Annotated in this window: 20 protein-coding genes; 8 read left to right on the top strand and 12 right to left on the bottom strand. The window is 55.7% G+C overall.

Annotated features, from left to right (window positions below; translation table 11 throughout):
* Positions 1-9: 9 nt before the first annotated feature.
* A complete protein-coding gene (locus tag Yoon_RS05570; RefSeq protein WP_238110886.1) occupies positions 10-456 on the top strand; it encodes an SRPBCC domain-containing protein in 447 nt (148 codons plus the stop codon).
* Between the two features lie 232 nt (positions 457-688).
* Here Yoon_RS05570 and Yoon_RS05565 read toward each other — a convergent pair whose 3' ends face one another.
* Positions 689-883: a hypothetical protein gene (locus tag Yoon_RS05565; protein WP_238110885.1), complete on the bottom strand. Its 195-nt coding sequence runs from the start codon at positions 881-883 to the stop codon at positions 689-691.
* 216 nt (positions 884-1,099) lie between these two features.
* Here Yoon_RS05565 and thrS point away from each other — a divergent pair, with 216 nt between their 5' ends.
* The 5 genes from thrS (at position 1,100) to Yoon_RS05540 (ending at position 5,791) form a co-directional block, all read left to right on the top strand.
* Positions 1,100-3,046 carry a threonine--tRNA ligase gene (thrS, locus tag Yoon_RS05560; RefSeq protein WP_238110883.1) on the top strand — a complete coding sequence of 649 codons (1,947 nt, stop codon included), beginning with the start codon at positions 1,100-1,102 and terminating at the stop codon, positions 3,044-3,046.
* A 236-nt stretch (positions 3,047-3,282) separates the two neighbouring features.
* A complete protein-coding gene (locus Yoon_RS05555; protein WP_238110882.1) occupies positions 3,283-3,582 on the top strand; it encodes a DUF2282 domain-containing protein in 300 nt (99 codons plus the stop codon).
* Positions 3,583-3,645: 63 nt separating this feature from the next.
* Positions 3,646-4,500, top strand: coding sequence for a DUF692 family multinuclear iron-containing protein (locus Yoon_RS05550; protein ID WP_238110881.1), 855 nt, complete (start codon positions 3,646-3,648; stop codon positions 4,498-4,500).
* Positions 4,497-5,228 carry a DUF2063 domain-containing protein gene (locus Yoon_RS05545; protein ID WP_238110880.1) on the top strand — a complete coding sequence of 244 codons (732 nt, stop codon included), beginning with the start codon at positions 4,497-4,499 and terminating at the stop codon, positions 5,226-5,228. Before Yoon_RS05550 ends, Yoon_RS05545 begins: the two co-directional genes overlap by 4 nt.
* Before the next feature lie 11 nt (positions 5,229-5,239).
* Positions 5,240-5,791, top strand: coding sequence for a DoxX family protein (locus tag Yoon_RS05540; protein WP_238110879.1), 552 nt, complete (start codon positions 5,240-5,242; stop codon positions 5,789-5,791).
* Here Yoon_RS05540 and Yoon_RS05535 read toward each other — a convergent pair.
* The 5 genes from Yoon_RS05535 to thyX all read right to left on the bottom strand — a co-directional run bounded on the left by Yoon_RS05535 (position 5,775) and on the right by thyX (position 8,743).
* Positions 5,775-6,143: a hypothetical protein gene (locus tag Yoon_RS05535; RefSeq protein WP_238110878.1), complete on the bottom strand. Its 369-nt coding sequence runs from the start codon at positions 6,141-6,143 to the stop codon at positions 5,775-5,777. The two genes, Yoon_RS05540 and Yoon_RS05535, sit on opposite strands and share 17 nt — an antisense overlap.
* A gap of 42 nt (positions 6,144-6,185) precedes the next feature.
* Positions 6,186-6,515 carry an arsenate reductase family protein gene (locus Yoon_RS05530; protein WP_238110877.1) on the bottom strand — a complete coding sequence of 110 codons (330 nt, stop codon included), beginning with the start codon at positions 6,513-6,515 and terminating at the stop codon, positions 6,186-6,188.
* Between the two features lie 436 nt (positions 6,516-6,951).
* Positions 6,952-7,275 carry an arsenate reductase family protein gene (locus Yoon_RS05525; protein ID WP_238110876.1) on the bottom strand — a complete coding sequence of 108 codons (324 nt, stop codon included), beginning with the start codon at positions 7,273-7,275 and terminating at the stop codon, positions 6,952-6,954.
* Positions 7,276-7,477: 202 nt separating this feature from the next.
* Positions 7,478-7,837, bottom strand: coding sequence for a hypothetical protein (locus tag Yoon_RS05520; protein WP_238110873.1), 360 nt, complete (start codon positions 7,835-7,837; stop codon positions 7,478-7,480).
* Positions 7,838-8,743 carry an FAD-dependent thymidylate synthase gene (thyX, locus tag Yoon_RS05515; protein WP_238110872.1) on the bottom strand — a complete coding sequence of 302 codons (906 nt, stop codon included), beginning with the start codon at positions 8,741-8,743 and terminating at the stop codon, positions 7,838-7,840. It lies immediately after the preceding gene.
* A 135-nt stretch (positions 8,744-8,878) separates the two neighbouring features.
* Here thyX and Yoon_RS05510 point away from each other — a divergent pair, with 135 nt between their 5' ends.
* Complete coding sequence (locus Yoon_RS05510; protein WP_238110871.1) at positions 8,879-10,249, top strand: surface lipoprotein assembly modifier; 1,371 nt, start codon at positions 8,879-8,881, stop codon at positions 10,247-10,249.
* Between the two features lie 44 nt (positions 10,250-10,293).
* On the opposite strand, the gene Yoon_RS05505 is transcribed toward Yoon_RS05510, so the two are convergent.
* The 3 genes from Yoon_RS05505 to Yoon_RS05495 are packed head-to-tail and all read right to left on the bottom strand — an operon-like array spanning position 10,294 to position 13,582.
* The gene (locus Yoon_RS05505; protein WP_238110870.1) at positions 10,294-11,415 is read right to left on the bottom strand and encodes a class I SAM-dependent methyltransferase; all 1,122 of its coding nucleotides are present in this window, start codon (positions 11,413-11,415) and stop codon (positions 10,294-10,296) included.
* Entirely contained in the window at positions 11,415-12,593 is a 1,179-nt protein-coding gene (locus Yoon_RS05500) for a class I SAM-dependent methyltransferase (RefSeq protein ID WP_238110869.1), read from the bottom strand. The genes Yoon_RS05505 and Yoon_RS05500 overlap by 1 nt, the downstream gene beginning before the upstream one ends.
* Positions 12,590-13,582 (bottom strand): NAD-dependent epimerase/dehydratase family protein, encoded by a 993-nt coding sequence (locus tag Yoon_RS05495; RefSeq protein WP_370642117.1) that lies wholly within the window; start codon positions 13,580-13,582, stop codon positions 12,590-12,592. Before Yoon_RS05495 ends, Yoon_RS05500 begins: the two co-directional genes overlap by 4 nt.
* 243 nt (positions 13,583-13,825) lie before the next feature.
* On the opposite strand from Yoon_RS05495, the gene Yoon_RS05490 reads away from it, so the two are divergent.
* Positions 13,826-14,593 carry a sugar phosphate nucleotidyltransferase gene (locus Yoon_RS05490; protein WP_238110868.1) on the top strand — a complete coding sequence of 256 codons (768 nt, stop codon included), beginning with the start codon at positions 13,826-13,828 and terminating at the stop codon, positions 14,591-14,593.
* A gap of 2 nt (positions 14,594-14,595) precedes the next feature.
* On the opposite strand, the gene Yoon_RS05485 is transcribed toward Yoon_RS05490, so the two are convergent.
* From Yoon_RS05485 to Yoon_RS05475, 3 genes are read right to left on the bottom strand one after another with little or no spacing between them, the layout of a single operon-like run.
* Positions 14,596-15,342: an Asp/Glu racemase gene (locus Yoon_RS05485; RefSeq protein WP_238110867.1), complete on the bottom strand. Its 747-nt coding sequence runs from the start codon at positions 15,340-15,342 to the stop codon at positions 14,596-14,598.
* On the bottom strand, positions 15,339-16,499 hold the full coding sequence (locus Yoon_RS05480) for a Xaa-Pro peptidase family protein (protein ID WP_238110865.1): 1,161 nt from the start codon (positions 16,497-16,499) through the stop codon (positions 15,339-15,341). The genes Yoon_RS05485 and Yoon_RS05480 overlap by 4 nt, the downstream gene beginning before the upstream one ends.
* Positions 16,492-17,502: a pyridoxal-phosphate dependent enzyme gene (locus Yoon_RS05475; RefSeq protein ID WP_238110992.1), complete on the bottom strand. Its 1,011-nt coding sequence runs from the start codon at positions 17,500-17,502 to the stop codon at positions 16,492-16,494. Before Yoon_RS05475 ends, Yoon_RS05480 begins: the two co-directional genes overlap by 8 nt.
* Between the last annotated feature and the right edge of the window lie 33 nt (positions 17,503-17,535).

The following is a 17,535-nucleotide window of genomic DNA, read 5'->3' as shown; positions in this document are numbered from 1 at the left end:
GACACGACCATGACCGATAAACCAAAATTCATGATGCAAACCTATATACGCTGCACACAAGACGCATTGTGGGATGCGCTGACAAACCCAGATGTGTTCCAGCACTATGACTTTCTGCAACAAACCGCCAAACGCGATGACGATAAGGTCACCTATATGATGCCTGACGGTTCCGTCACGCTTTACGCCCGCGACCTAGAGGTGACACCAAAGACAAAACTGGTCACCACATTTGAGCCCACATGGGAACCAGACGCGCCACCGTCAAAGATTACCTATGAAATCGCGGTAGAGGGCGATTTTTGTTGCCTGACCATATTACACGAAGACCTCAACAATGATCCGTCAGACGGCACCGGCGACGGCTGGGTGCGCAGCCTCGCTGGGCTCAAAACATGGTTGGAAACGGGTGAGCCCGCGCATTTTGGCGGCGCATACTTGATGGAAGGCATGTAGGATTGAAGGAATGGATCGGTTTGCCGCTTTGATTTACGGAATGGCAAACCCCATCGTATGGTGATGCGTTCAATACGCCATCAGGTTATTGTCGGCATCGCCCAAATGCCACTGCGCCCGACTTTGATTACGGCAAGGACGGGGTGCTGACCAATCGTGCCTGATACTGTGTTTTCGCAAGGCGGTGAAAAACTAAGGAATATCCAGCAAGTCTTGGTGTTCATTTCTCATGTCATGTCCCCCAAGAGTCACTGCTTAAAATCGTGTAGAGGAAACCGATGGTCAGTAAAATTGCGAGACCTGAAAAGAGCGTGAGGATACCCAAGACGACGGACCACACTGTGCCTTCGGCCACCAAACGCCACCCACCGACGACCAAGCTGATGGCCACCGCAACTACTATAAGAATTCCTACAATCACTCTCATTGGGTTTCCTTTCATATTCAACATTTCGCGTAACAGATCAAACTTCCCATAACAAATGAGGTAAACCACGACGACACACAAATATCGTTCGTCAGGCACTACCCGAAATTTGATATCTAGGCTTGACCCTTGCCAATCAGAACGGCATCACCCCCCCACACACATAACCCGCAACCGGGCGTTCCGTGGGCGCCAAACTGACGAGGAGCCCAATAGATGGCCCAAATCTCTCTTACTTTTCCTGACGGCAATAGCCGTGTCTATGAGGCCGGTATCACTGCCGCCGAAGTCGCCGCTGACATTTCATCAAGCCTGCGCAAAAAAGCGATCTCTGCCACGGTCAATGACCAACATTGGGATTTGCAATGGCCGATTGATGCAGACAGCCGCATCGCGATCAACACCATGAAAGACCTCGAGCCCGCGCTCGAGCTCGTCCGTCACGATCTGGCGCATATCATGGCGCGCGCGGTGCAAGAACTTTGGCCAGATGTCCAAGTGACCATTGGCCCGGTGATCAAAGACGGTTGGTATTATGACTTTGACCGCAAAGAACCGTTTACCCCTGACGATCTGGCCACCATCGAAAAGAAGATGAAGGAAATCATCAACAAACGTGATGAAGTCCGCACCGAAATTTGGGAGCGTCCCAAAGCCATCGCCTATTATGAAGAGCGCGGTGAGCCTTATAAAGTCGAACTGATCGAAAGCATTCCCGGCGATGAGCCACTGCGCATGTATTGGCATGGCGATTGGCAAGACCTGTGCCGTGGCCCGCATTTGCAGCACACTGGTCAGGTTCCCGCTGATGGGTTCAAGCTGTTGTCAATCGCAGGTGCCTATTGGCGCGGTGACAGCGACCGCCCGATGCTACAACGCATCTACGGCACCGCCTTCACGAACAAAGAGGGGCTAAAAGCCCATCTGCATATGTTGGAAGAAGCCGCCAAACGTGACCACCGCAAGCTGGGCCGCGAAATGGACCTGTTCCACATGCAAGAAGAAGCCCCCGGTCAGGTGTTCTGGCACGCCAATGGCTGGACCATCTACACACAATTGCAAGACTACATGCGCCGCAAACAACGTGCGGATGGTTATGTCGAGGTGAACACGCCGCAGGTCGTGAACCGCAAGCTCTGGGAAGAATCCGGTCACTGGGACAAATACCAAGAGAACATGTTCATCGTCGAAGTTGACGAAGATCACGCCCGCGAAAAGACAGTGAACGCACTGAAGCCGATGAACTGCCCTTGCCACGTGCAGATCTTTAACACGGGCATGAAATCTTACCGTGATCTCCCGCTGCGCATTGCTGAATTTGGCGCGTGTAACCGCTATGAGCCTTCGGGCGCGTTGCACGGGATCATGCGCGTGCGCGGGTTCACCCAAGATGACGGTCACATCTTTTGCACAATGGATCAAATTGAAGCCGAGACAAAAAAGTTCATCTCGTTCCTTGCCGAAGTCTACGCAGATTTAGGGTTTGAGAACTGGTCTGTGAAGCTATCGACCCGCCCCGAAAAGCGGATCGGCAGTGACGAGACTTGGGATATTCTTGAAAAGTCACTTGGCGAAGCCTGTACCGCTGCTGGTTATGACTATGAGTTGCTGCCCGGCGAAGGCGCATTCTACGGTCCAAAGCTTGAGTTCACGCTGACAGATGCGATTGGCCGGAACTGGCAATGTGGAACCCTGCAAGTTGACACAAACATGCCAGAGCGATTGGGCAGTTCCTATGTCGCAGCGGATGGTGAAAAGCATTGTCCGGTCATGTTACACCGCGCGACGCTCGGGTCATTTGAACGGTTCATCGGTATCTTGATCGAAGAGCACGCGGGCAAACTGCCATTCTGGCTCGCGCCGCGGCAGGTTGTCGTGGCCTCGATCATTTCAGATGCAAATGACTACGCCGCAGAGGTCGCCGCCGCCCTGCGTGCCGTCGGGGTCCGCGCCGAGGTCGACACCCGCAATGAAAAGATCAACTATAAGGTCCGCGAGCATTCTGTTGGCAAGGTGCCAGTCATCCTCGCGCTAGGAGCGCGCGAAGTCGAAGAGAAAACAGTCACCGTGCGCCGCCTTGGTGAAAACAGAACTTCTGTAACATCTCTCGATGAGATCGTCAGCGAATTGAAAAATGCGGCCACTGCACCCGATCTTTTGTAACATTCGGGCGTGATAATCTGTAACAAACCCGTCGATCCCTGTGATCGACGGGTTTTCTTTTGCCTAAAGCAGCACCTCAGATGTGAAATCTGCGCAGAAATTCACGTACACAACCCCTCACGGCAGCGTGATGCACGCCTCTGTGAATGGAATAGTAACACTCCTAGCGGCTAATCTTTGGACATCGCCGCTCACTGGCGGTGTACGAAATTTGATCCAAAACAAAGGAACGTCTCATGTCCAACACAACAAAAACAATCGTCCTCGCTTCTGCTGTAGCAACCGCTGTTGCTGGTATGGCAACAACTGCCCACGCTGCTGATGAAAAATGCTATGGTGTTTCACTGGCAGGCGAAAACGACTGTGCAGCTGGCCCAGGTACATCATGTGCGGGTACATCTTCTGTCGATTACCAAGGCAACGCATGGACACTTGTTCCAGAAGGCACATGCGCATCAATGGAACTGCCAGACATGGCTGACGGTTCTGCACGCATGGGTTCACTTGAAGCGCTTGAGCGCGACATCCCTGCATAAGCGCCCCAAGACACTGTAGGGTGGGTTAAAACCCACCCTACGCCACCATTTCAGGAGCCTGCGATGTTTGACCAATCCCATGATGCCCCGCTACCCGCCCTGCCGGGCGTTGGCTACAAACCGCAACACTATGCCGACATTATCAAAGATCCTGATCCCGTAGGTTGGCTCGAAATCCATGCTGAAAACTACATGGGCGATGGCGGTCGTCCGATCGCGCAATTGCGTCACCTTGCCGAACGGTTTCCTATTTCGGTTCACGGGGTTGGCCTTTCTATCGGATCAGAGGGCGATCTAGATCCCGACCATCTGGCTCGGTTGAAACACATTGATGACTGGCTCAACCCTGCCAGTTTTTCTGAACACCTCGCATGGTCCACACATGACAGCCACTTCTTGAACGACCTATTGCCGCTACCTTATACAGAGGCCACGCTCGCCAAGGTCGCCAGCCATATTTCCCAAGTCCAAGATACGCTTGGCCGTCAAATGCTGCTTGAAAATCCATCAAGCTATCTGGCTTTCGCTGAATCCACCTATTCTGAGCCTGATTTCTTACGCGAAATCGTCAAACGTACAGGCTGCGGTTTGTTGCTGGATGTGAACAACGTCTTTGTCAGTGCAACCAATCTTAAGACATCTCCGCAAGCCTATATTGATGCTTTCCCCGTCGACGCCGTTGGTGAAATCCACCTTGGTGGGCACGATGAAGATGAAGACGAAACAGGCGCCCCCCTGCTGATCGACAGCCACGGTAAAGCTATCGTTGATCCGGTCTGGGCACTGCTGGACTATACGCTCGCGCGGACCGGCCCAAAACCACTGTTGATCGAATGGGACAATGATGTCCCTGAATGGGGCACGCTTGCGGATGAAGCAAAGCGTGCAGCGCGCGCGCTGTCTGGTATCCCGGCATGAATGTATCCCAAGAAGCATTTCAGGCCGGGATATTGGACCCCGAACGCCCGGCCCCTACTGGCCTGTGTAACCCAGACGGCGCGCAAGCGACCAAACGCTTTGACGTCTACCGCAACAACGTTGCCGTCAGCTTGTCTGACGCGCTTGAGGCCGCGTTCCCGGTGATCCGCAAGCTTGTCGGCGATCAGTTCTTTCGTGCGATGGCAGGGGTCTATCTGCGCAAACACCCACCAAAATCCCCTCTGATGATGTTTTATGGCGAAGCGATGCCGCAATTTTTGCGCCGCTTTGGGCCTGCCCTAAGCCTTCCATATTTGCCCGATATAGCAAAATTAGAACTGGCCATGCGGCGCGCCTATCACGCAGCCGATGCGCAGACGCTAGACCCACAAGCGCTTGGCGCACTTGCGCCTGACGCCCTGCTGGCTTCGCGGTTACGGCTTGCACCCGCAGTACAGGTTGTAAAGTCAGACTTCCCGATACATGCGATCTATCTTGCCAATACGGTGCCCGAATCCCCCAAGCCCGTCATGCAACCAGAATGCGTTTTGATTACACGCGCGGGATTTGACCCACAGGTCCACCTGATCGACGCCGCCGCAGCCAAATGTATCTCAGCGCTTATTGATGGGGCGCCCTTGGCGGAGACGCTCACCGACGAAACACTCGAATTGGGCGCAACCCTTGCGCTTTTGCTCGGCCAATCTGCCGTGACCGATATCTATTGAAAGGTACTTCCATGTTATTGCCCGCAGTCTTCGACCGGATCGCTATGAAGTTAAGCCGCTTTGGCGATCAGTTGCTCCCTTTCCTCGCACGTCTCGTGTTTGCTGGGGTGCTGCTTGGCTATTTTTGGAAGTCGGGCACAACGAAATTAGGTGACGGGATATTTGGGATTTTCAGCCCATCGTCAGGCGGTTACGTCCAAATTTTTCCCCGCGCGATGGAGGCTGCGGGCTATGATATCTCTCAGCTTTCATTCTTTCACTGGGCGGTCGTATTTGGTGGGACGGTCGCTGAATTTATCCTGCCGCTGCTGATTGTGATCGGCTTGCTGACCCGTCTGGCAGCCTTTGGCATGATCGGTTTTGTCATCGTGCAATCGCTGACCGATCTTTACGGCCACGGCGGCATCGCACATGAAGGCACGCTTGGCGCGTGGTTCGACCGGGTTCCGGATGCGTTGATCTTGGACCAACGCGCGTTTTGGGTGCTATGTCTGACGATCTTGGTGGTCAAAGGGGCCGGCGCGTTTTCCGCCGACCGCTTCTTGTTCAAAAATGCGCCTTAGGCTCGTCTGGTTTGCCTGCGGCAACAGCTAAAATACCGCCAAGCCCGGCAAAACCAATCGGGAACATCGTCGCCACGTTAAAGCCAAAAGCCGCATAAAAACAAAACGCTGATAGGATCATCAAACCGCCACCCCAAAGTGCACGCGCCTTGGCCATTGCCCCACCCGCGATGGCCAAAAGCGGGGCCATGAAGCTCGCAAAGCGAATGAAACCGGGGTTGTCGAGCGCGCCAAAGACATCGCTGACCTCGGAATGGCGTTCGGTCAACTCAGCATAGACATAGCCAAACAGCCCGACAAAAATGCCCATCAAGCCCGCGATCAGGCCAAGGGTAAGTGCGGCATTGCGCATGAAATTCTCCTATTGCTTGGGTCTTACATAGGGATCATTAGCCTATGCGCCAAGGTGCATTGCCTGCGCGTCTGCTTTCCAACCGATGCTCCACTGACCATCCGCTTCGATCACAGGCCGTTTCATCAGTGTCGGGTGGGCTGCAAGCAATGCGGCGGGATCGCCCGCCTTTTCATCATCCGAAAGCCCCCGCCAGGTGGTCGAGGCCCGATTGATCGCCTTATCCCCAAACTGCGCAATGATCTGCGCGCGGTCGGCGTCTGACACACCGTCAGCGCGGACATCAATCACCTGCGGCTCAATCCCTGTGGCTTGCAATGCCTTAAGCGCCTTGCGGCAGGAGTCACATGATTTCAGACCAAAGAACCGCATTTCTCTTCTCCTTAAGACAGCAAACAGCGTTTGTGTAAGGAGGCATAAATCAGTTCCGTCGCGGCGACAATATTACGCTGCGATCTTACCGTCTGTCAGAAAAGAGGGCGCATCGTCGCCTTCCAGCTGGTCACAAGTCTGCGTAAGACGATCGAGTAAGTCCGCGCGGATTGGCGAAAACGCATTGTTTGCGTTGGCGTCTGATTTACGTGCTCTGCTTTGTTTTCTACGCATGACAATACCTGGCTGTGAAAGGGTAGCTGGGACATATTTACTGACCTACTTATAGCATGGCGGCCGGTACTTTTGATGGGAAACCCGCGCAAATCCGCCGCATGACGTAAGGTCACATCCCTTAAAAATAACGCGCTTTAATCACCCCACAACCACAGATTTCGCTCAACCTGTCCTTTAGGTTAGGACACCGCGAATCATGTCAGAGCCATACGGCACGGGCGTCTTCGTCCCAGCCCAGCGTGTATTTTGTACCATCGGTGATGATCGGGCGGGCCATCAGGGCGGGTTGCGCGGCAAGCTGATCTTCAGCCTCGCTTTCGCGCAGCCATGCGTTCAGATTACGGTAGGTTTGGGATTTGCGGTCGACCAGATTATCGCCAAATTCAGCAATCAACGGCGCCCAATCGGTTTCCGACAATGGATCAGCCCGCACATCACGAAACGTCACATCATGCCCCGCATCGCCCAGCGCGCGCAGCGCCTTTTTACAGTCAGAACATGTGGGGAGGCCGTAGAGGATCATGGGGTGCTTTCAGTTTTCTGGTCGCAACCTACTTGGCTTCAACGCGGTGCACAACATTAGGGGAGCGTTCGGACCTCGGGGTGGGTGCGAAGCGCCCTCCCCATGGGGGAGGTCCGGGCGCTGCCCGGCGATGCCGGACTGAGACCATCAGATCATTTTCCGGATCATACTATGATATGTTAGGCAAATACTGACGCCAAATTCAGTTTTGTTTGTTTCTTTCTTTATCTGAACCAAAAAGGTAGCCAGCAATAGCTCCAAGAAGGGCCGAAAGGACTTGTCCGTCAATCGAACCTGCTGCTCCCAAAATTAGTATTATTGGCAACAGGACAACAATCCCAATAGCCTTCAGATTATAGTTTCCAAGTCCATTCTTTTCGATACTAGACTTCAAGACTCGAAATCCGCCTAACAAAATAACTAACGCAACTAGTGTCACGATTACTTGATACATGTAGTTATTGATCAAATGATAGGCGATTTCTTTACCTGATGAACTTCCATTTGGAATCCACACAGACGTCTCAGTAACTTGGTTCCCGCCGCTTCCGTCTACCGCCATCTACCCAATAATCCCTTCAAACTCCCGCCACTCACCCTTCGACATCCCGGATGTCTCTTGCGTGACCTTTTCACCTTTAAGCATACGACGGACACAGTCAATCGCCTTACCCGATAGGTTCGCACCGCCCAAGCGGTAGTCTTCGAATGCGCCGTAGGCGGCTGGGACCCAGTCGGCGACGACTTTGCAGATGGCGTCGGCGTAGACCCGGATTTCATATTGCGCGTGGGCGTCGGCGCGTAGGCGCAGGAAGTGGAACAGGTTGTGCAGATCGACCTTCCAATACCATTGCGTATAAATATTGGCGGGCAGGTTCATGCGGGCAAGCTCGCGGGCCAGCCCTTGCTGTCCTTCTTGGTCGATCATTTCCGCGTAGTGATCATAGCAACGCGCCGCGTCCCCTTTGAGATATTCCAGCACGCGCGCGGCTTCTTCGCCGGTCAGCGCTTCGCCCCGGCCTTGGTTATTGATCACCGATTGCGCGGCAAGCTTATCGGCCTCGGGGATATAGAATTCGCGGTCAAGGATCGAATAGCGCGCAGAGTATTCGTTCACATTCGCCGTCCGGTGCCGGATCCATTGGCGTGCGACAAAGACGGGCAGTTTGACGTGCAGCTTGATTTCGCACATCTCGAACGGTGTCGAATGCCAGTGCCGCATCAGATAGCGGATCAGCCCGGTGTCATTTTGCACGGATTTTGTGCCCTTACCGTAAGACACCCGCGCCGCCTGACAGATCGCCGCATCATCGCCCATATAGTCGATGACCCGGATAAACCCGTGGTCCAGAACCTCGTGCGCGTTGTAAAGATGCGCTTCCATCCCCGCGGACACCGCACGCAAGGTTGGTTGAGCTGTCGCGCGCAGGGCGGCAATTTCGGCCTGTTGTTCGGGGCTTATGGGCATGTTCATCTCCGGCAGTTAGATTCGGTTTGGGTCACTATAGTGTGTGAAATCATTTCAGACACCCAAGATAGGCTAGCTGCCCATTCTAAGTTATGACATTATCCCGCAAAAACCGACGTACCGAAGGATCAAACGATGGCACTGCGTATGATTGCCGTGATGGCCTGCCTTGCCGCTGCCCCGGTGTTGGCCCAATCGACGATCGATATTCCCAACGCGCAAGCCCGCGTTATTGCGACCCGCGCCGCACAGGCTGGTGATTTCGCATTGGCGATCGAGATTGCGCAGCAATTGCTTGCCCAAGACCCCGATGACCGGACCGCGTTGATTGTAATGGCCGCCGCCGCACCGCAGGTCGGTGATTTTGATGCCGGGCAGCGCGCGGGTGCACGCGCTTGGCGTGTGTCGCAAACAGATATCCAAAAATACGAGGCAGCCCGCCTGACTGCGTTGGCCGCCGCAAATGCAGAACGGTTTACGCTCTCAACGATCTGGCTGCGGCGCGCGCTGACTGTGGCGCCCAACGATACGGAGTTTGAGCGAACGATCACCGACGCACGCGCCATATCGCGCCGCAATCGGTGGGCTACGTCGCTGGGGTTTTCGATTGTGCCATCCGATAATGTGAATGGCGGTGCCGCGGATGCGACGCTCACCGCGCCGGGCAATCCGGATGGGGTCTTGTCAGACGATGCGCTTGCTTTGGCAGGGGTCCGCGCAAGTTTGAACTTTCAAACCCGCTACCGTCTGCACACAAACGACAACAGCCGCACGATGATCGGTTTGCAATATAGCGGCGCGCGGGTGCGGTTGCAGGATGACGCCCCGCTGCCTGATGCCGCATTTGCCACCGACACCACGATCATCAGCCTATCGCATGAACGCGCCTTGCCCAAAGGCGCGATCAGTTTTAGCGCCGCTGCGGGGGCTTCAAACTATGCGCAGTCCAGTGCGGGCAACCAAGAGGTTGATTTCCAAAAATACGATATCGCGCGACTAGCTGCCACCTACCGGTACCCAGTGGGCAGTCGTTCTGAAATTGGGGTTAGCTTGCAATCTGAGCGGCTGACCTACCTGTCCGCCGCGATTGGTGTGGTTGATCGGAATACTGTCAATGCATCCTTTGCGCGGCGCCTTGAAAACGGTGATAGCTGGCGTGCCGCAATCAGCTATACCGACAGCGACAGCGCCTCTGTGAACTATCTGTCCGAAACTGTGACCCTGCAAGGCAATTACAATTGGCGCGATCCCATTGGTCCTGTCACGCTGGGCGTTGGGGCGGGCGTCACTTGGGCTGATTACCCCGCATATCGATTGCTTTTGCCTGTTACGGGTGGGCGACAGGACACAACGTTGTTTTACACCATTAATATGCAGTTCGCCGATTTATCATACGCCGGGTTCACGCCGGGCGTTTCCGTCAATCACAGCTTTTCAGACAGCAATGTCAGCAGATTTACACGCGACACGCTTGCGGTTGGCTTCACCTTAACCTCGCAATTTTAGCCCCGATGGCACGGACCGAGACATCATATTGAAGTGCGCGCCCGTTAGAAAACCAACGTGGCATTGGCATGGACCTCTGATAATTGGGCCGCGATTTCATCTTTGTAGATTGGGTTCATTACAATGATTTTGAGCTGATCACGGTTGCGCAGCTTTTCGGGCAGATAGGTTTTGCATGCGGTGCCCTGCACAAATGTGCCTGCCCGGCGCGGGTTAATGTCGATGACCCCTTCCACGATATTGGGATCAGGCAATGTGTTTAAAAACGTCGTCGCCCGCGATCCTGCGCCCCAGACAAAAACCGCATCGCCATCGGCACGAAAACTAGTCAGCCGTTCTTCCCAAGACTTAGCAAATCGCGCGGCGACGCCAGAAAAATCCGCGGTTTTGGGCTTGGGCAGCGCCCTATTTGCAGCCTGCGCGCTACGGCGCGAAAAAACGGTCAGGTGTTGGTCACTGTAATTGAACACGCAGTGATTATCCGCAAAGCCCACCCGTTCAAGCAGCGCGGTCAGGGCAAAAGCATTAAAATAATTCACATGTTCATAAATCAAATCACAATAGAGCGTTCCCTCGATCATCCGCGCTGCGTTCGGCACATGGGTGATCAAGCACCCATCATCCGCGACCCAGCCTGCCATTGTGGATAAAAACGCGAATGGATCGTCAATATGTTCAAGCGTCATACGGTTGACGACGGCACCGAATTCTTCTTGTGCGGTGGCTGGCAGAATTTGTGGAACAATCGTCGCCCGTGATGCCCCGCCTCCCCGGTAAGCCGGGTCATAACCAACCAACCGCGCAGCAGATAGCGGTGCCAGCGCATGTAAAAACTCTCCCTGCCCGCACCCGACCTCAAGAATACTTTCCAGATCACGGCCAAGTTCATGCACCCAGGCTGCGGCGGTTTCATGTAAATATGTTTGGAAATGCGCTGAATTGCTTTGCGTGCCTTCATAGGTCTGATCATAGGTCACTGCATTTGCATCGAAATCCGCATTCCACATAAATTGGCAGGCGTCACAGCCAAACAAATCGATAGAACGCCGTAAAGATGCCTGTGATTGCGCCGCAGAATGAACCAAGACACAGGCGTTCACTGGCAGTGGTGGCGTTTTGACGATGCGGCGGGTCGCGCGAGATGCACAGCACGGGCAAGCGGGCATCAAGCTACCTTTGCCAGCTGCGGCAGCGGAAGCCAGACATCAAAGCCTTGGAGTTTTGGTAGAATTTCGGCCTGCAGGTTCCAGGCAAACAAAATAATCGCATCCGGTCGATCTGCCAGCATCTCATCGGGGGCGACGATGGGGGTATTTGCAATCGGCAGAAACTTTCCGATCTTCGATGGTGCTAGGTCGGCCACACATGTCAGCGGCATTGTTAGATCACAAGCTGCCAGTAGCGACACCGTTTTCGCAGCGGCGCCATAGCCTGCCACACGCTTTCCCGAAGTCTCATCCGCGAATTGCGCGGCAGAGGTACGAAACCCATCCAGCTTTGCGCGCAATTGCGCAGGCGCCAATTTGACGCGCGGCGCGGCCTGCGCGATTGCGGCGGTTATATTTGGACTATGCGCTGCCCCCAATTCACAAAATACCCGCAAGCTTCCGCCTTGCGCGGGGACATGCAGCGCATCAACAATCCCAAACCCCGCGGCCCCGACACAGGCGGCTAAGGTCGACAGCGAAAAATGACTGTGGTGTTCATGGTAGACCATGTCAAATGCCCCGGCCTGCACCAAATCAAGCCAGGATTGCGCTTCGATCACCAGCAGCCCGCCGGGTTTGACCACGCTGCGCACTTGTTTGAGCAGCGCCGTCGGCGCGGCCATATGCGCCAAGACATTCGACATAGTGACAACATCCACCTGCCCATGTTCGCGCGTCACTTTTTCAGCCATTTGCGCATCTAAAACACCACAATACGCCGTGCAGCCTGCATCATTGGCCGCAGCAACCGGGCCCGCAGCGGGATCGATCCCGATGCAATTGATGCCCTCTTGCGCGAGCGCCAATTGTAAGGTCCCGTCATTCGACCCGATCTCAAACGCGGTTGCGCCGCGGCCCACCCGTGTTGCAATTTGCTTGGCCAGCCCAGCGGCGTGTTGGCGCACGGTTTGTGACACGCCAGAATAGTACGGGTAATCCGCACCAAATAGCGTCGCGGTTGGTAGGCTTGTGGTGTTTTGTACCAATCCACAATCGTCACATTGGCAAAGACCTAGCGGATATTGTTTTGCCTGCGCCATTGGATCAGCAAGCAGCGCATTCGCCACTGGGCTTGTTCCCATGTCCAAGATGACCTGCGTTGATCCCGTGCAGACGCGACACGCCACTTGGGTCATGCTGCACCCGCCTGTTTGAAACGGGCAAGACGCACAAAACGGTCAGCCCGCAAATCTGCGTCCAATGTGGGTATTTGCCGAAATACATCAATCGTTTGCGCGACGTGACTTTCAAAATCGTCACTATAAGAAAAGCTTGGAAAGGCGCGCAAAAATGCGGTGCCGTTTACCCGGTAGCTGCGCCGATCAGCTTGGCCATTTTCGCCTAAGAGAGGCGGCGCTGCCTGACCCGCGATTGCTGCGCGCGTCGCCGCTTCTTGAACTGTCATTTGCATATTCGGGGGCGCAATATTCCAGATCGGCGGCTTGGTGTTACCGACCGGGCGCTGCACTGCAGCCGTAACCAAAGCCCTTGCAAAGTCTTGTACAGGCATAAAGGGGCGCCAGCTTTTTCCATCACTCAAAAGCCGGATCGGGCGGCCGCATGCGGCCTCAGCACAAAGCTCATTCAACAGCAGATCTGTTCGCGGCACAGGCGACGCGCCAAAGGCTGTCGCACCGCGCAAAATGGCAACCTCGAACCCCGCATCATTGAGAGACAGAAGCGCTTTTTCTGCGCCCAATTTCGCGGCAGCGTAAGGGGTGATTGGTTTGGTTGGGCCAGTTTCATCCAATTCAATTGCACCAGATTCGCCATAGACGGAACAGGTCGAACTAAACACAAACCGGCCCACACCTGCCTGCTTCGCCAGCTGTGCGAGCGCGATCGCCGCTTTTTCATTCAGGTCGTAAGTCTCTTGTGGGTTGAGCCAGCCCATTGGATCGTTGGAATAGCCTGCAAGGTGAATGACCGCATCAACGCCTCGAAGATCCTGTACCGTCGGGGTCCGAAAGTCATCCCAATCCGCAGCAGACCGCGTGATCGGCGCAACCCTAGCATGATCAAACCATCCTGCATCTGCCGTTTTCACATTATGCCCGAGGGCTACCAACCGCCCAAGCACTACTGCCCCTACGTAACCATGGGCTCCCGTAACTAAAATCGTCACCGCGCTTACTCCGCACACTCTTAACTTTTCTCACATGACATCATAAACATGGCCATAACGTGGAGGAAAGATGTTCCCAAATTTACTTATCAGCCGGGCGCCAAGCACAAGCGCTACGTTCTTGTTTTCTTTTCTAGCTAAACACGCCGAACATGCCGTGCGGGGCACAAGCCGGATCGATCACAAAAGGCAGCATGCGCGGCTTGGGAAGTCTGAACAATTACTTGGCCCAATGGTGCCGTTTTGAGCGAGCATACACATCTGACGGGTGTCATTCTTGCAGGGGGCAAAAGCGAACGGTTTGGCGGCGTTGAAGCCCTGCCCAAACCCGCCGTGCTGATCAATGGCATCCCGCTTGTGGTTCATGCCGCGACCCAATTGATACGTGCAGGCTGTCGCCGCATCATTGTCCTTACGGGCGCAAACCACGTGCAGTTGCAAGCGGCGTTGGCCCTGCCAAGTGCTGCAGGGCGGTTGACTGTCGGGCCAGATCAAAGCGCTAAGATTACCCTACGGTTTTCGGGCAATGACACGGCCACGGGCGGCAGGTTGGCACAGCTCAGCCGCGCCGAATTGGCGGATGGCGCGCTCATTTCTTATACGGATGTTTTTGCCGACTGTGATCTTACGCAACTGCTGGATTTGCGGCGCGACACACACGCTAGCCTCGCGATGCTTGCCGTTAACCCGCGCCAACCTTGGGGTGCGCTAGAATTGCAGGGGACCCGGGTCGTTGATTTCGCCGAAAAACCGATCCGTCAGGATGAGTGGATCAACGGCGGGATTTTTGCCGCTGACGCTACACTTTTAGATGCGATTGAGACCCCGCAAGACGCACTGGAAGGCCCAGTCATGGCACGGTTGATTGCGCGCCAATCGGTTCAGGCGTTGCGCCATACCGGCTGGTGGCGTGCGGTTGATACCACCAAAGATCGGCGCATCGCGCAGACCGATGATTTTGCACGGTTCGACTATGCGCCAGATATGCGACCGCAGCTTACCCCGCGTTGATCCTACACCGTCCCCAGTTGACCTGGAAACCCTGTCGCCAGCGCCACACCGGCGCTACGCGCCATATGCCATGCCAAAGCCTGATTGCTACTGACCACAGGCTTGCCAAGCTGCGCCTCAAGATCAGTAATAATGTCGAGCGTGCGCAGGTTTGTACAAGACAGAAACACCGCATCCACATCTGCGTGCTGTCCGACGTCCAGCGCCGCAGCATGGATAGAGGCCGGATCAATACGCGCCACCCGTTGTTCAATCTCTTCGCCAAATGACAGGCTATGCGGCACTGCAAAGCCTGTCTCCACAAACGCTTGCTGGATCGGCAAGGCCACATCTGCAACATAAGGCGACACGATCCCGACAGCGCGCGTGTTCAACGCCATTAGCGCCGCGATAGAGGCGCTTAGCGGATCACAGACCGCCCGCGTTTGCGCATTTGCGGCGACCATCTGCGCGACATTCTTTGCGCCGATCAATGTCGTCCCCGAGGTGCACGCATAGCCAATCGCGTCAAACGCCACCGCAGGCGGCAAAAGCCCAACGGCTTGCGGCAAGTCCACCGCCATTTGCGTGATTGTATCACGCGTGAGCGCTGTGCCAGATGCGACCCGGCTGACATAAAGCGCAATCTCGCCTGATGGGAACAGTCGCCGAAAATCCTGCTCAATCGTTTCATCAACCTGCAACACCACCAGCCCCAGCGTTGCGGCTGTCCCGATCGGCCCTGTTAGATGGTAAGGATATGTCTTCACCTGTGGATTTCCGGCAATGCGGGCGGCGCCCGGCGTGACAAGAGCTGCGCACCCGCCGCAGTCAGAACGATGTTTTCTTCATGCACCATGATCTTGCCCGGCGCGATTTCCACCCCCGGCTCAAGCGTGAGCACCATGCCCGCGCGCAAAGGTGTGTGATCGTGCGGCGTCAGAGACGGCCATTCCGTCAGCGTGATCCCCAACCCATGCCCCAAGCGCCCGCCGCCGGGCTGCGCACCTTGGGACAGGATGCTTTGGCACATCACGTGGTGCAGTTCAGCCGCTGTCATACCGGGATGCAGCGCTGATAATGCCGCATCAGTGGCTTGATAGGCGACATCATAGGCCCGCCGCGCCGCATCATCGGGGGTGCCAATCGCAAAATTGCGATCAAAATCGCAAAAATACCCGTCACGCACCGCGCCTGTATCAAGCATCAAAATATCGCCGTCTTGTAGGGCCCGGCTAGAGGCAGGCGAGATCACATCGCCATAGCCACCCTGCCCGGCCCCGCCTGCCACATAAGACACCCAATCGGCCCCTTCGGACAGCAGCGCGATTTGAAAATCGCGGAACACCGCATCCAAGGGCCGCCCCTTTTGCGCGAATGTCGCCACCCGGTCAAACGCACGGTCAGCAATGGCGCAGCTTGCTTTGATCTTGGCGATCTCTGCTGCGGATTTGATTTCGCGTGTGCGCTGCACTGTATCCGTTGCATCGACAATCCGCCGTGGCGCGATTTTGGCTGTGCAGGCCACATAGTCCGCAAGCGGCATCCGCAGATGCGTCTCTAAGCCCATCGGGATCCCCAACGCGCCGTGCGTTGGCACCTGTTCACAAATGGCATCACATAACAGACTGACCCCATCATCAGTGGGGTTAGGCGCGTCCCATGTTCGCATATCCGTGATCCAACTGCGCCCCATCAATTCCGCCCCAATCGCCGGAATAACAGCAATGGGCGCGCCTGATGCTGGTACTAAAATATACCAAGGACGGGCCGGGCTTTCCCAAAATCGGGTCAGAAAGCCGGTGACATAGAACACATCGGCGGGCGTGGTCAAAAGCAGCGCATCTTGTCCTGCGGCGGCCATCTGGTTTTGCATCCGGGCGACGCGGGTTTCAAACTCCGCGCGTGTGAACACGCCCTCAGCCATCTTCTGGACCTTCGCTGATAATGCAAAGCACCCGCGCATCCGGCCCAAGTGCCGGACGTCGCGCCAGAACAGCTGCAACACCCGCGGCCCCTGATGGGGTCGTCGCAATCGCATGCGGCGCAAGGAACGCGACCGCATCTGCCGCCTCTTGTTCCGTCACTGTAACAAAGGTGTCCGCATCGCGGGCCAACCCCGCAAGCGCCACCATCGACGGGGTCTTGCAATCAAGCCGCCCCATTTCAGACACAGGGCCCGTGGTGGTCACCACCGCCCCCTCTTTGATACTCGCGATCAATGCGGGGGCCGCGTCGGGTTCGACCACGATGATTTCGGGCCCGTCCTCCCAAACCACACGTGCATAGGCGGCAACGGCAGCGGCCAATCCGCCGACCCCTGCTTGCAGCATAATATGGGTTGGGGGGCTATCAATTTGCGCAGCCACCTCAACGGCCATTTGCAAATAGCCTTCCATTACTTTTGTCGGCAAGGTCACATAGCCCGGCCATGACCCATCTGACAAAAGCGTGCCATCACCTGCATCTGCTGCCTGCTCTGCCGCGACCAAACTGTCTTCGTATGTGTCGCCTGCACGTTCAACTTGCGCGCCTGTCGCACGTAACCTTTCAGCAAAAGGTTCTGGCACAGTTTTGGCAAGATAGATGATCGCCTTAGCGCCAAAAACCCGGGCGCCCGCCGCAAGCGAAAGCCCGTGATTGCCTGCACTGGCGGTGATAAACACATCCCCCACAAGCGCCTGCGCCCAATTGTCATCCGTGACTTTCTCTGCGGCAAGCGCGGCAATCGCATAGGCCGCGCCAAGCGCCTTAAAACTGCCAAGTCCCATGCGCGCGCGTTCATCTTTGAGAGAGAGCGACGCGATCCCAAGCTGTGCCGCCGCCGCGTCCAAACTGCGCAAAGGCGTTGGCGCATGTGCCGGACACAACGACAAAAGCTGCGCCACTGCAGAAGCGTCATTTTTTGGAAAAAAACTCAATCCCGACATCCCTGCGCCGCGATAAGGATTCTGAAGACTATC

Origin of the sequence: Yoonia sp. I 8.24 (assembly GCF_022096995.1) — a bacterium.
In the GTDB taxonomy this organism is placed as follows: Bacteria; Pseudomonadota; Alphaproteobacteria; order Rhodobacterales; family Rhodobacteraceae; genus Yoonia.
The sequence above is the reverse complement of the archived record's forward strand: the minus strand, read 5'-3'. Positions and strand labels throughout refer to the sequence as shown.